The sequence below is a fragment of the Streptomyces sp. NPDC048506 genome (genome assembly GCF_040651315.1).
GTDB lineage: Bacteria > Actinomycetota > Actinomycetes > Streptomycetales > Streptomycetaceae > Streptomyces.
The window spans coordinates 1-13,369 of record NZ_JBEZIX010000085.1 but is presented as its reverse complement, the minus strand read 5'-3'; the positions used below and the strand labels follow the sequence as shown (position 1 = coordinate 13,369).

Annotated in this window: 10 protein-coding genes; 5 read left to right on the top strand and 5 right to left on the bottom strand. The window is 71.5% G+C overall.

Features of this window, described 5'->3' with window-relative positions:
- Positions 1-265: 265 nt before the first annotated feature.
- The 5 genes from AB0C96_RS40790 to mtnA all read right to left on the bottom strand — a co-directional run bounded on the left by AB0C96_RS40790 (position 266) and on the right by mtnA (position 7,070).
- Positions 266-1,024 carry a phosphoribosyltransferase family protein gene (locus AB0C96_RS40790; protein ID WP_362925090.1) on the bottom strand — a complete coding sequence of 253 codons (759 nt, stop codon included), beginning with the start codon at positions 1,022-1,024 and terminating at the stop codon, positions 266-268.
- A 198-nt stretch (positions 1,025-1,222) separates the two neighbouring features.
- Positions 1,223-3,076, bottom strand: a complete 1,854-nt coding sequence (locus tag AB0C96_RS40785; RefSeq protein ID WP_362925105.1) for an LpqB family beta-propeller domain-containing protein — start codon at positions 3,074-3,076, stop codon at positions 1,223-1,225.
- A gap of 19 nt (positions 3,077-3,095) precedes the next feature.
- On the bottom strand, positions 3,096-5,222 hold the full coding sequence (mtrB, locus tag AB0C96_RS40780) for an MtrAB system histidine kinase MtrB (protein WP_362925089.1): 2,127 nt from the start codon (positions 5,220-5,222) through the stop codon (positions 3,096-3,098).
- Between the two features lies 1 nt (position 5,223).
- Positions 5,224-5,901 (bottom strand): two-component system response regulator MtrA, encoded by a 678-nt coding sequence (gene mtrA / locus AB0C96_RS40775; protein WP_030416996.1) that lies wholly within the window; start codon positions 5,899-5,901, stop codon positions 5,224-5,226.
- Positions 5,898-7,070 (bottom strand): S-methyl-5-thioribose-1-phosphate isomerase, encoded by a 1,173-nt coding sequence (mtnA, locus tag AB0C96_RS40770; protein WP_362925088.1) that lies wholly within the window; start codon positions 7,068-7,070, stop codon positions 5,898-5,900. Before mtnA ends, mtrA begins: the two co-directional genes overlap by 4 nt.
- Positions 7,071-7,222: 152 nt before the next feature.
- Here mtnA and AB0C96_RS40765 point away from each other — a divergent pair, with 152 nt between their 5' ends.
- From AB0C96_RS40765 to AB0C96_RS40745, 5 genes are read left to right on the top strand one after another with little or no spacing between them, the layout of a single operon-like run.
- Complete coding sequence (locus AB0C96_RS40765; RefSeq protein WP_362925087.1) at positions 7,223-8,680, top strand: hypothetical protein; 1,458 nt, start codon at positions 7,223-7,225, stop codon at positions 8,678-8,680.
- Between the two features lie 19 nt (positions 8,681-8,699).
- Positions 8,700-9,374, top strand: a complete 675-nt coding sequence (locus AB0C96_RS40760) for a DUF4129 domain-containing protein (RefSeq protein WP_362925085.1) — start codon at positions 8,700-8,702, stop codon at positions 9,372-9,374.
- Positions 9,371-10,591 (top strand): DUF4350 domain-containing protein, encoded by a 1,221-nt coding sequence (locus AB0C96_RS40755; RefSeq protein WP_362925084.1) that lies wholly within the window; start codon positions 9,371-9,373, stop codon positions 10,589-10,591. Before AB0C96_RS40760 ends, AB0C96_RS40755 begins: the two co-directional genes overlap by 4 nt.
- The gene (locus AB0C96_RS40750) at positions 10,527-11,537 is read left to right on the top strand and encodes a MoxR family ATPase (RefSeq protein WP_362925083.1); all 1,011 of its coding nucleotides are present in this window, start codon (positions 10,527-10,529) and stop codon (positions 11,535-11,537) included. The genes AB0C96_RS40755 and AB0C96_RS40750 overlap by 65 nt, the downstream gene beginning before the upstream one ends.
- 9 nt (positions 11,538-11,546) lie before the next feature.
- On the top strand, positions 11,547-12,857 hold the full coding sequence (locus tag AB0C96_RS40745) for a DUF58 domain-containing protein (protein WP_362925082.1): 1,311 nt from the start codon (positions 11,547-11,549) through the stop codon (positions 12,855-12,857).
- The last annotated feature ends 512 nt before the right edge of the window (positions 12,858-13,369 follow it).

Sequence of the window (13,369 nt, the reverse complement as noted above, 5' to 3'; positions counted from 1 at the left end):
CATCCAGCGGGGCAATTCCTTCTTGCACCAGGCTCCGGTAGGTGCCGAAGCCTCGGACTTGGCGACTTTCACCTCCTCCTCCCCCAACGACGACATCTCCACTCCCCCGTTTTCAGGGTCGCTGCAAACGCCCCTGAACGCATTCATCGCGACATCCGAGGCAAAACATCCGCCAAGTCCTCACAACCGAACATAGCTCTCCTGGGCGGATGTCGGCACCCCCTCGCAGCGCTGAGCTCCGTTTGGGTGATTTTTCCTCCCTCGACTACGTGCCGCGTGGAAATTCCATTCCCCGACCGCCCGGAGAGATCACATCGATTTCGAAAGCACTGCGCGGCGCAGCCACCACCGCCGCGCCGATCACCCGGCCGCCGGCCGCCGCAATCGCCCGCGCCGCCTCGGCGAGCGTCGCCCCCGTCGTCACCAGATCGTCCACCAGCACCACTGGCCGCCCGCTCAGCAGCCTCCCGGCCACGCCCGGCACCTCCAGTGCACCTGCGACGTTCGCCAGCCGCTGCCGGGCGCTCAGCCCCGCCTGGTCGAGCACGGGACGTCGCTGACGCAGTACGGCGAGCACTCGGGCCCCCGCCCCCTCCCCCACCCCCGTCCCCGCCCGGCGCAGGTCTCCGGCCGCCGCCAGGGCGATCCTGCGCACCGGATCATGGCCGCGTCCGGCCACCGCCCTGCGGGCCGACGGCACCGGCACCAGCAGCAGCGGCCCGGCTCCCGGCCGAAGCCCGCGCACCGCCCCGGCCAGCACCACCCCCAACGGCCTGGCCAGCCGCAGCGCACCGCGCTCCTTGTGCGCCAGCAGCACCGCCCGGACCGCGTCGGCGTACAGGGCACCCGCCCATACCCGGGGCAACCCCGCAGGCCCCGGCCGCGGCCGGACCCGCCCGGCCCCGCGCCCGTCCCGCGCGAGCGCCCGGCCACACTCCGCACACAGCTCCGTACGCGGTCGGCCACACCCCGCACAGGCGACCGGCAACACCAGGCCGGCCAGTTCGCGCCACACCCCCTGCATGACTCCACTGTGCCGCCGGGACCCGCCCGCCACCACCCCTGTGGACAACGGGCTGTGGACAACCGCGGCGAGCCGCGAAGACCGGGGGGCGCTGCACATCGCGGCAGCTCAGCCAGCCCCCGGAGGGGACCGCCGCTGCCGGGGAACCGCCTCGCCCAGGACGAACCGCCCAGAGCCAACCGCCCAGGGCGAACCGCCTCACCCGGGATAGACCGGCGCCGTCCCGTCCTTCGCGACCGTCTTCCAGTTCGCGTCCAGGGGCAGCCGCACGATGCCCTCGGTGGCATCGGCGATCAGCGGCCTGTTCTCGTCCTCCGAGGCGGCGACCGCCTTGACGCCGTTCACACCGGGCAGCGTCTGTGCATTGGACGCCGAGCCGTCGGTCTCCATGAACTGCATCTGCTGCACCCCGCCGGACTCCCGCCCGACGACCACCAGCCGGCTGCCGCCCGCCCAGGACGCGGCCACCACGTCCTCCAACTGCGGTGCGATCGGCCGCAGTTCCTCCACCGACAGCACCGGGTGCGCCGAACTGCCGTTGCGCTCGACCCGGCCGAGCTGGAGCGTCGTCCGCCCCTTGTCCTCCACCAGGATCGCGATCCGGATCCCGTCCGCGGCCACCTTGATCGCCTTGATCCGCCGCCCGCCGAGGCCGGGCACCGCGACCTCTTCGGGGTCGCCCTTGCCCTCGCGCATCCGCAGCAGCCGTGAGCCGTGCGCATCGCGGTCCGCGATCCACAGGTCGCCCAGTCCGTCCCAGCTCGGCGCGGTCAGCCCCTCGTCGGCGCTCTTGGCCGAACCGGCACTGGTCAGCAGCGGATTGCCGCGCGGAACGCCGTCCTCCATGGCGGCGACGTACAGGGACCGGCCGTCACTGGAGACGCCGGCTGCGGCGTTCTCGCCACGCGAGATGGCGACCGAGCGCAGCGGGGTCTTGCCCGTACCGAACGGGCCGCTCACCGGCGTCGGTTCGGTCGCCGTGTCCGACATCGCGACGACCTTGTGGTCGGCGTCGATGAAGTACTCCTTGGCGGAACGCCCGGTGCGCGACGTCGGGGCGAAGTCGCGCGTGGCCTGCTCCTGCGACAGCGCGCACAGCGAGTCGCCGCTGCTGTCCTGGAGCTCCACCTCGCTGATCTTCGACGCGCGCGTCATGTCCTGGACGGTGAAGAAGAGCTGAGCCGCCATCCGCTTGCACTGGGCGGTGTCGGTGTTGACCGCCTCCTTGTTGAGCTTGACCCGCAGCGCATTGGAGTCGTCCAGCGCCAGGTCCCGCGCGGCGAGCCGGGTGCCGCGCGGGAACGCCGAGGTCGTCACCTGGTTCAGCCAGTCCGTGGGCCCGGACAGCAGGGCCTCCACGCTGGCCGTGATCGGCTTTATCCGCTGCCGCAGATAGACCGGGTCCGCGACGAGCACGTTGCGGCTCGCCTTCGGCTCCTCGGACTCCGAGTTGTAGGAGGCGAAGTAGTACTTGTTGACGGAGCGGTAGATGCGCTGGAAGTCGGAGAGTCCCAGCACCAGCCCGTTGGGCAGCCGGTCGATGCGCCACTGGCCCCCCTCCTTGATGAGGTGGATCGACTGGCGGTACGGCCTCTCCTCGGGGGTGTAGGCGTGGTTGTCGTCCACGGACGCCACCTGGCTGCCGGAGAGCGTGACCGTGTAGCCGTTCGCGTCCTCGCGGTTGGGCTGCACCTTCGGCTCGGGTTTCGGGCGCTCCTGGAGCACCTTGGTGCCCTGGAACGGCTGCCAGGTCCGTCGCGCGGACTTGGCCAGGTACTGGGTGGCCGTGCGGAAGTCCGCCTCGTCGCTGGTCGTCGCGTCGAGGAAGCTGCGCACGATGTTGGTCGGCTGCGCACCGACCTGCGGGGGGACGCCGTAGACCCGCACCTGCGAGTCGCCTTCGGAGCGCGGCGACTGGTCGACGGCCGTGACGTCCCCGCTGTCCGGCATCGACGCACACCCCGCCAGCAGCGCCGCCGCACAGCCGACGAGCAGCAGCTTCCGGGCCGGGCCGGCTCCCTTGCGGGCGCCGTTACGGGACGTGGGCCCCACTCCGCGCTCGCTTCCGCGCTCAGTGTCCACGCAGCCCGCCTTCCCGCTCTACGCTCCGTTCGGTTTCCTGCCCGGCCCCGCCCTCGCGGTCGGGCTCGTCGATGCGCGCGCTGGCGTCGCGCGCCACCCCTTCGCTCCGTGCGCCCCCGCTCTGCGGCACCACGCGGGCGCCCTCGCCGGGCAGCGCCGTCGGGTCGGCCACCGGCCGGGCCGCGGCGCGCGCCTCCGGGGCCGGTGACTCCGTGCCGCCCGGCTGCGCGGTGCGCGTCTGACCGGGGATCGTGGCGGTCGTGGCGGCCTTGCCGCCCGCGCCGGCACGCGGCTGGCCCGTCTCGTCCAGCCCGCGGTGCCGCCGCGAGTCCTCGGGCTCCAGGGGTATCGGGGATCCGCGCAGCGTCTCCCCGGCCGTACGGGGCAGCGTCAGTCGGAACTGCGAGCCGCCGCCCGGTTCGCCCCAGGCCTGCAACCAGCCGCCGTGCAGCCGGGCGTCCTCGACGGCGATGGAGAGGCCGAGGCCCGTGCCGCCGGTCGTACGGGCCCGAGCCGGGTCGGCGCGCCAGAAGCGGTTGAAGACCCGGGTGGCCTCCCCCGGCTTCAGGCCGACGCCGTAGTCGCGCACCGCGACGGCCACCGCGCCGCCGTTGCGACTGCCCGCGGACGCCAGCCGCACCACCACGTCGCGGCCCTCACCGTGCTCGACGGCGTTGACGACGAGGTTGCGCAGCACCCGCTCGACCCGGCGGGGGTCGGCCTCGGCGATGACGGGCTGCTCGGCGCCGCGCACCAGGATGCGGGTGCCCTTGCGCTCGGCGAGCGGCTCGGCCCCCTCGATGACGCGGTGCACCACGTCGCGCAGGTCGATCGGCTCGGCCTCCAGCGCGGCCGCGCCCGCGTCGAACCGGCTGATCTCCAGCAGCTCGGCGAGCAGCGATTCGAAGCGGTCGAGCTGGCCGCGCAGCAGCTCCGCGGAGCGCGCCGTCGCGGGGTCGAACTCGTCGCGTGCGTCATGGATGACGTCGGCGGCCATCCGCACCGTCGTCAGCGGCGTCCGGAGCTCGTGCGAGACGTCCGAGACGAAGCGGCGCTGCATCCGGGACAGCTCCTCCAGTTGCTGGATCTTGACCTGGAGGTTCTGCGCCATCTTGTTGAAGGACTCGCCGAGCCGGGCGATGTCGTCCTCGCCGGTGACCTTCATCCGCTCCTGGAGGAGGCCGGCGGCCAGCCGCTCGGAGATCCCGGCGGCCATCCGTACGGGCGTGACGACCTGCCGCACCACCAGCCAGGCGATCGCGCCGAGCAGGATCACGACGAACACCCCGGCCGTTGCGAGCGTCCCCGTGACGAGCTTGAGCGACTCCTCCTCCTGGCTGAACGGGAAGAGGTAGTAGAGCTGGTACTGGTTGCTGTTGATGTCGTTGAGGCGTTTGCCGATGATCAGCGCCGGCATGCCGTCGTCCGACCCGATGCGCTTGATCTGGGTGTACTGACGGAACGTGCCGGACTTGGTGTCCAGCTTCCGCCGCAGTTCGGCGGGGACGCTGCGCTCGGGGTCGACGTCACCGGAGGCCCGCGGCCCGCGGGTACCGGGGCTGGAGTCGCCGAACGGTTCGTCGGAGTCGGAGCTGAGCGCGACGACCGAGAAGACGCCCTGGCCACCGCTGGCAAGCTGTTCGACCAGGCCGGTCAGCCAGGTCGCGGAGTCCTGGGTGCCGCGGTTTCCGGTGCGGGCGGTGTCGTCGGTCCGGGTGTCGTCGGCACCGTCGGCCATCTTCTGGGCGACGCTGAAGCCGCCCACCGCCTGACTCTGCGCGGCCTGTGCCTTCGCCGTGAGCAGGCCGTTGCGGACCTGCCCGACGACCACGACGCCGAGCAGCAGTACCACGGCGAGGGACATCAGCAGGGTGGTCGCCACCACGCGCAGCTGAATGTTGCGCCGCCACAGTCGCAGGGCGGGAAGCAGTGGCCGTCGCACCCAGCGGCTGAAGAGCCGCAGCAGGGGGTGAACCGGGCCGCTCACCGCGCCGTCGGGCAGCAGCTGGCCACCGCGCAGCAACCAAGCGGACAACTTTCCCGAAAAGGACATATCACCCGCCGTGCCGACGGTGCGCCCCCGCTTTCCCTCCGGGGCCGAACCGTCCCGGACCATCTCAGCTGGGCCCCGCCTTGTAACCGACCCCGCGCACGGTCACCACGATCTCCGGACGCTCCGGATCCCGCTCGACCTTGGAGCGAAGCCGCTGTACATGGACGTTGACCAGCCGGGTGTCGGCGGCGTGCCGGTAGCCCCAGACCTGTTCGAGCAGCACCTCACGGGTGAACACCTGCCACGGCTTGCGCGCCAGCGCCACCAGCAGATCGAACTCCAGCGGGGTCAGCGCGATCGACTGCCCGTCCCGCTTCACCGAATGCCCGGCCACGTCGATGACCAGGTCACCGATCGCCAGCTGCTCCGGCGCCGGCTCCTCCGAACGACGCAGTCGCGCCCGGATACGTGCCACCAGTTCCTTGGGCTTGAACGGCTTGACGATGTAGTCGTCCGCACCCGATTCGAGCCCGACGACCACGTCCACCGTGTCGCTCTTGGCGGTCAGCATGACGATCGGCACACCGGACTCCGCCCGGATCAGCCGGCACACCTCGATACCGTCCCGACCGGGCAGCATCAGGTCGAGCAGAACAAGATCGGGCTTGGTCTCACGGAAGGCGGCAAGGGCCTTGTCACCGTCCGACACGAACGACGGTTCAAAGCCTTCGCCGCGCAGCACGATGCCGAGCATCTCTGCCAGTGCGGTGTCGTCGTCGACGACCAGGACGCGTCCCTTCATTCGGCCATCATCCCATTACCTGATCGTGACTTACTCCATCGTGATGTGGAACACACCTCTGCCAGCGCTTCCCGGGTCACCGGAGACACCACCCCGGCCTCCGTGACGATCGCCGTCACCAGCTCCGGCGGAGTGACGTCGAAGGCCGGGTTGTAGGCCTGTGAGCCCAACGGCGCCACCGGTATGCCGGCGCCCGCCGGCGTCCCGGCCCCCTGCGCGTAGGGCAACGAGAGCTCCGTCACTTCCCGCCCCGGCCGCTGCTCGACCTCGATGTCGGCCCCCTCCTCCGTCGCCAGATCCACCGTGCTGGTCGGCGCCACCACGACGAACGGAACGTGGTGGTAGCGCGCCAGCACCGCCAGCGGATAGCTGCCGACCTTGTTCGCCACCGACCCGTCCGCCGCGATCCGGTCCGCGCCGATCAGCACCGCGTCCACCTCGCCCCCGGAGAACAGCGACCCCGCCGCACCGTCCGACAACACCGTGTACGACATCCCCGCCCGCGCCGCCTCGTAAGCGGTCAGCCGCGCCCCCTGCAACAAGGGCCGCGTCTCGTCCACCCACAGCCGGCGCAGCTCACCGGCCCGATGCACCGCCAGCGCCACCGCCAGGGCGGTGCCCTCGCCCCCGGACACCAGCGCGCCCGTATTGCAGTGCGTGAGAATCCGATGGCTGCCGCCCGGCAGCAGCTCACCCAACAGCGCCAGACCGTGCTCCGCCATCCGCGCGCTCGCCTGGACGTCTTCCGCGTTCACGGCCCGCGCCTCGGCCAGCGCAGCCGCCGCGGCCGCCGGGGCATCGGCCCCGTCGGACATCGCCGTGCGATACGCGGCAGCCGCCCGCCGCACCCCGTACCCCAGATTGACCGCGGTCGGCCGGGCCTGTGCCAGCGCCTCCGCCGCCTCGTCCACATCAAAGCCTCGCGCCGCGGCCAACGCCACGCCGTACGCGCCCGCGATACCCAGCAGCGGGGCCCCACGCACCGCCAGCGACCGGATCGCCTGCACCAGCGCCGGTACGTCCGTGCAGACCAGCTCGACCTCCTCGGCCGGCAACCGGGTCTGATCAAGGAGGACCAGTACGGGCCCCTCCGGCGGCTCCTCCCAACGCAACGACGGGATCGTGAGCGCCCCAGCGCCCACCTCGGATACCTCGTACTGATCGCCCATCCACTCAGTCTGCCGCCGACCGCCCCTCGAACAGAAGGTCTCCTCACTCTCAGGGCCCGGGTACACAACACCGGCCGCCATGACACGATGGCTGGCACCGCGGACCCCGGACCACGGCCGCCCCGGCGGACGGGCAGCAAGAAGGAGCGACGATGAACAACTCTCCGGGCTGGGCCTCGCCCGGATCCACTCCCTCCGACGAGCCGGGCCGCGGCACACAGGAGCAGCCCACCCAACCCTCGGCCCCGGAGGAGCGACCCGACTCCGCCGAGCAGCCGTCCCCGCCGCAGTGGTCCAAGGAACAGCCGCCCGCCGGCCAGTGGTCGGCCCCCACCGGCGTCCCCAGCCAGAGCGGTCCGCACGGCCGCACCCGCGCCGCGTCCTCCGGCCCCGGCCAGCCGGGTGGTTGGACTCCCCCGCCCGGCCAGCAGCCCCCGTGGGGCGGCAGCTGGGCGACGGTACCGCCGGCGGCCAAACCGGGCGTCATCCCGCTGCGCCCGCTCGCCATCGGCGAGATCCTCGACGGCGCGGTCGCCACCATGCGCGCCCACTGGCGCACCATCCTCGGCATATCGCTGATCGTCGCGATCGTCTCCCAGACCGCGATCACCATCGTCACCGGACTGTGGTTCCAAGGCGCCGGCCGAGCACCCTCGGTCGCCAACGACGCTGTCCCGCCCCTCCGCGACACCATGCGCGAGCTCGGCAATTCGCTCGCCGGCAGCGTCCTCACCTCGGTGATCGGACTGCTCGCCTCCCTCATCGCCACCGGGCTGCTCACCATGATCGTGAGCCGCGCCGTGCTCGGCCGCACGGTGACCGCCAGGGAAGCCTGGCAGGACGCCCGCGCCCAACTGCCGCGCCTGTTCGGACTGCTCCTTCTGCTGCCCGTGATCATCACTGCGGTCTTCACGATCGGTATGGCACCGGGCCTCATCCTCATCGGCCTGGGCACCCCGAACGGGGGCCTGGCGCTCACCGCTTTCGGCGGGCTGGCAGCCACCGTCCTGGCCGTCTGGCTGTGGATCCGCTTCAGCCTCGCCTCCCCCGCACTGATGCTGGAGAAGCAGGGCGTCATCGCCTCCATGCGCCGCTCCGCCAAGCTCGTACGGGGCGCCTGGTGGCGGGTTCTCGGCGCGCAACTGCTCGCCTATCTCCTGATCGCCATCGTCGAGTTCATCATCCAGATCCCTGCCACCCTCATCGCCTTCCTCATCGGTGGCGAGAGCCTCATGGACTGGGCGAACGGCACCAGCAACACCACCGGCTGGTCGTTCCTGGCGGTGCTCGGCATCGGCGCCGTCATCAGCTCCACCATCACCTACCCGATCAGCGCCGGCGTCACCGCGCTCCTGTACATGGACCAGCGCATTCGCCGCGAGGCCCTCGACCTCGAACTCGCCCGTGCCGCGGGCCTCCCCGGCTACGGCTCCGACGCCCCCGTCAGCGAGGGGCCGACGGCACCCGCCCCGGCCGCCCCCGCAGGCGCCCCTGACGCGAACACCACCACAACGGACGCCACGCCCAAGGAGGAAGAGGACACGACCGCCGGCGCCACACCCGCCGACGGCACAGCGCAGCAGCCCACCGACACCGCACCGCGCACCTGATGCGGTGACAGGGGGGAACATGGCCGTGCTCGGAGTACTCACCGCGCGTTCCGACGACGACATACCGGTACGGACACCTCGGCTCCCCGCCCGCGAGGCGGCCGAGCGCGAGCTGTCCGACCCCCGGTACCACCAGCACGACCCCAACCCGGTCCAGCGAGTGCTCGATTGGCTGTGGGAACGCGTCGACGAACTCTTCCGCACCGCCGCCGGCGCCACACCGGGCGGCTGGATCGGCCTCCTCGCCATCGTCGCCTGCGTTCTGCTGCTGATCGTCGCGCTCCGACTGCGCCTCGGCGCGGTACGCCGCACCCCGACCACAGGCGGAGCACTCTTCACCGACACCCCCCGCACCGCCGCGGAGCACCGCGCGGCCGCCGACCGGCACGCCGCCGCGGGCCACTGGAACCAGGCCGTCCAGGACCGCATGCGCGCCATCGTCCTGGCCCTCGAAGAACGAGCGCTGCTCACCCCCGGCCCGGGCCGCACCGCCGACGAGGCCGCCACCGAAGCCGGCCTCTCCCTCCCCCGGTATGCCGACCAACTGCGCACCGCGGCCCGCACCTTTGACGACGTCACATACGGCGGCCGCCCCGGCACGGAACCGGCGTACGCCCTCCTCACCACCCTCGACAGGGACCTACAGCGCGCCAAGCCGGACCTCGCCACGGCCTCGACGAGGAGCCGCGGATGACCACGGCCGCCCCCACGCTCTCCACCACGCCCCGTCACCTCTGGACCAGGTCGCGCGGCCCCCTGCTCGCGCTCCTCCTGCTCGTCATCAGCGGCCTGGTCCTCGCGGCCTTGCAGTCGGGCGAGCACCACGGCCGACTCGACCCCCGTTCCGCGGACCGCTCCGGAAGTCGCGCACTCGCCCAACTCCTCGCCGCACACGGCGTCTCCATCCAAGTCGCGACCACCGCCGAGGAGGCCGCCGCAGCGGCCGGCCCCGGCACCACCCTGCTGATCAGCGACCCCGACGTCCTGACCACCTCTCAGCTGACGGGCCTGCACACCGCGACAGCACACACGTCGGGACGCACCGTCCTGCTCGCCCCCGGCCTCTCCGCTCTCGAAGCCTTCGCACCCGGCGTCCAGCTGGTGCCGCCGACACGCAACGCGCCACGCCGGCCGACCTGTTCTCTCCCCGAGGCCCGGCGCGCCGGCAACGCCCTCCTCGGCGGCCTGCGCTACGTCACCTCCGCCGACGGCGCCGACCGCTGCTACACCAGCGGTGGCCGACCCACCCTGCTGCGCCTGCCGGCTCCCCCCTCCGGCCGCGACACGGTGCTCCTCGGCTCCGCCGACTTCCTCTACAACCAGCATCTCGCCGCACACGGCAACGCCTCGCTGGCACTGCAACTGCTCGGTGCCCACAAGCATCTGATCTGGTACCTCCCCTCCGTCAGCGACCCGTCGTCCGCCCCGGACAACGAGCGCGGTTTCCTCGACCTCATCCCCTCCGGCTGGCGCTGGGCCCTGCTCCAACTCGCCCTCGCCGCCGTCTGCGCAGCCCTCTGGCGCGCTCGACGACTCGGCCCCCTGGTGCACGAAAGGCTCCCGGTCACCGTCCCCGCCGCCGAGACCACCGAAGGCCATGCGCGCCTCTACGAACAGGCCAACGCCCGTGACCGGGCATCAGCCGTGCTGCGCTCCGCAACCCGCACCCGACTCGCCCCGCTCATCGGTGTGCCCCCGGCACACACCCACACCCCCGACATCCTTCTACCGGCCATCCACGCCCACTTGGGCTCCGCGCCTGACGCCGGAACAGACCTCCACGCACTGCTCTTCGGTCCGGCCCCCACGGACGACCGGGCACTCGTGCGCCTGGCCGACCAACTCGATGCACTCGAATCCTCGATCGTTTCCCAAGAGAGGCACGCCCCCCGTGAGCACCCCGACCGCTGACCGCGCCCGAGCCTCCCTTGAGGACCTGCGCACCGAGATAGCCAAGGCCGTCGTAGGCCAGGACCCCGCCGTCACCGGCCTGGTCGTGGCACTCCTCTGCCGCGGTCACGTGCTCCTCGAAGGCGCCCCCGGCGTCGCCAAGACCCTGCTCGTACGCGCCCTGTCGACCGCCCTCGAACTCGACACCAAGCGCGTCCAGTTCACCCCCGACCTGATGCCGAGCGACGTGACCGGTTCACTGGTCTACGACGCCCGCAGCGCCGAGTTCTCGTTCCAGCCGGGCCCGGTCTTCACCAACCTGCTGCTCGCAGACGAGATCAACCGCACGCCCCCCAAGACACAGGCGTCCCTGCTCGAAGCGATGGAAGAGCGCCAGGTGACGGTCGACGGCACACCCCGTCCCCTCCCCGAGCCGTTCCTCGTGGCCGCCACCCAGAACCCGGTGGAGTACGAGGGCACCTATCCGCTGCCCGAGGCCCAACTCGACCGCTTCCTGCTAAAGCTGACGGTCCCGCTCCCCGCGCGCCAGGACGAGATCGACATCCTCACCCGCCACGCCGCCGGATTCAGCCCCCGCGATCTGGCCGCCGCCGGACTGCGCCCCGTAGCCTCCACCGCCGACCTCGATGCGGCCCGAGCCGCGGTCGCCAAGACCTCGATATCCCCCGAAGTCACCGGCTATATCGTCGATATCTGCCGTGCCACCCGCGAATCCCCCTCGCTCTCTCTCGGTGTCTCCCCTCGAGGGGCCACCGCTCTGCTGTCGACCTCACGTGCCTGGGCCTGGCTCACCGGCCGCGACTATGTCACCCCTGACGACGTCAAAGCCCTCGCCCTTCCGACGCTCCGTCACCGCATCCAACTCCGCCCTGAAGCGGAGATGGAAGGAGTCACCGCAGACTCCGTGATCAATGCCGTACTCGCTCATCTCCCTGTCCCCCGCTGAGCTGACACCGTGGCCCTGACCGGACGCACCGCCCTCATCTCCGCACTCGGAGCCCTCTTCGTCGGCTTCGTGCTGCCCAGCTGGCTCGGCATCCTCACCGTCCAACTCGCCTTGCTGATAGCAATTTTGTGCGACCTGGCGCTCGCCGCGCCAGTGCGAAAGCTGCACTTCACCCGAACTGGTGACACAAGCGTTCGACTAACAGGCGAAGCTCACATACACCTCACCCTCACCAATCCCAGCCGCCGCACCCTGCGCGCCCACATCCGCGACGCCTGGCCCCCGAGCTCCTTCCGCCCGGGCACGGACATCCCCGCATCCCGCCATACCGTCCGCGTTCCCGCCGCCGAACGCCGGCGCCTCACCACCACGCTCCACCCCACCCGCCGCGGCGACCACCACGCCGTCCGCGTCACCGTCCGCTCCTACGGTCCGCTCGGCCTGGCCGCACGTCAGGGAAACCACCACGTCCCCTGGACCCTGCGCGTCCTGCCGCCGTTCGCCAGCCGCAAGCACCTCCCCGCCAAGCTCGCCCGGCTCCGTGAACTCGACGGCCGCACCAGCATCCTGACCCGCGGCGACGGCACCGAATTCGACAGCCTCCGGGACTACACCCCCGGCGACGACACCCGCTCCATCGACTGGCGGGCCACCGCCCGCCGCCAGGACCTCGCCGTCCGCACCTGGCGCCCCGAACGCGACCGCCGCATCCTGCTCGTCCTGGAAACCGGCCGCACCTCGGCCGGCCGCGTCGGCGACATCCCGCGCCTCGACGCTTCCATGGACGCCGCTCTCCTCCTCGGCACCCTCGCCGCCCGGGCCGGCGACCGCGTGGACCTGCTCGCGTACGACCGCCGCGTCCGCGCCTCCGTACAGGGCCGCGCGGCCCGCGACGTCCTGCCGGCCCTGACCGAGGCCCTCGCTCCTCTTGAATCCGAGCTCGTCGAGGCAGACGCCCGCGGCCTGGTCGCCACGATCCACCGTCGCACCCCGCGCCGATCCCTCATCGTGCTCTTCACCGGCCTGGACGCAGCCCCAGTGGAGGAGGCCTTCCTGCCCATCCTCCCCAGCCTCACCCAGCGCAACGAACTCATCGTCGCCGCCGTCGCCGACCCCCGTATCGAGGACATGGCCGCCGGCCGCCACACCCCCCAGGCCGTCTACGCAGCAGCAGCCGCAGAACAGGTCCGCGCCGCCCGCCGTCGCACCGCCGACCGCCTCCGCCACCACGGCATCACCGTCATCGACTCCACCCCGGCCCAGCTGGCCCCCGACCTGGCCGACGCCTACCTCGCCCTGAAGTCCACCGGCCGCCTGTAAAACCCCGGCCGCTCCCGCAAACCCTCCGCGGAAACCTGCCATCGCCTCGGGCAGTGCCCCCTGGCCAAGCTGACGCTGAAAAGCATCACCAGCTGAAACGCCCCCGCTCCCGCCCAGACTCCTTCACCACGCGGGCTCCTGAGACGCACGCGTAGAGGCAACGAGCACATTCCTACAGCAGCCAGGCAGCACAGGACAGCTGTCACGGACTATGGGAACCATGCATCCCGTAGCTCGCAGCCCATAGCCCACAATGCCAAGACGGCACCTTGCCTTCTAGACTTCACCCCCTCTACGGATCAGCGCCCACCGGCCTCCTCTCTCCCCGCATCGCTCGGCATCGCTCGTTGCTCTACTTCCCCTGGCCATCGGTCGGGAACGCGAACGCAGCCCCCTCCCGGATCCTCAACGCCTCTAAAACGCAAAAAAGCCTCGTTCCCCGAGTCGAAACTCGGGGAACGAGGCTTTATCAAAATTAGTTCGGCGGCGTCCTACTCTCCCACAGGGTCCCC

Excerpts from the sequence above, each read along its gene's own strand:
- AB0C96_RS40790 (WP_362925090.1), bottom strand. The coding sequence starts at position 1,024 with ATGCAGGGGGTGTGGCGCGAACTGGCCGGCCTGGTGTTGCCGGTCGCC.
- mtnA (WP_362925088.1), bottom strand. The coding sequence starts at position 7,070 with ATGGGCGATCAGTACGAGGTATCCGAGGTGGGCGCTGGGGCGCTCACG.
- mtrB (WP_362925089.1), bottom strand. The coding sequence starts at position 5,222 with ATGGTCCGGGACGGTTCGGCCCCGGAGGGAAAGCGGGGGCGCACCGTC.
- AB0C96_RS40750 (WP_362925083.1), top strand. The coding sequence starts at position 10,527 with ATGCACTCGAATCCTCGATCGTTTCCCAAGAGAGGCACGCCCCCCGTG.
- mtrA (WP_030416996.1), bottom strand. The coding sequence starts at position 5,901 with ATGAAGGGACGCGTCCTGGTCGTCGACGACGACACCGCACTGGCAGAG.
- AB0C96_RS40765 (WP_362925087.1), top strand. The coding sequence starts at position 7,223 with ATGAACAACTCTCCGGGCTGGGCCTCGCCCGGATCCACTCCCTCCGAC.
- AB0C96_RS40755 (WP_362925084.1), top strand. The coding sequence starts at position 9,371 with ATGACCACGGCCGCCCCCACGCTCTCCACCACGCCCCGTCACCTCTGG.
- AB0C96_RS40760 (WP_362925085.1), top strand. The coding sequence starts at position 8,700 with ATGGCCGTGCTCGGAGTACTCACCGCGCGTTCCGACGACGACATACCG.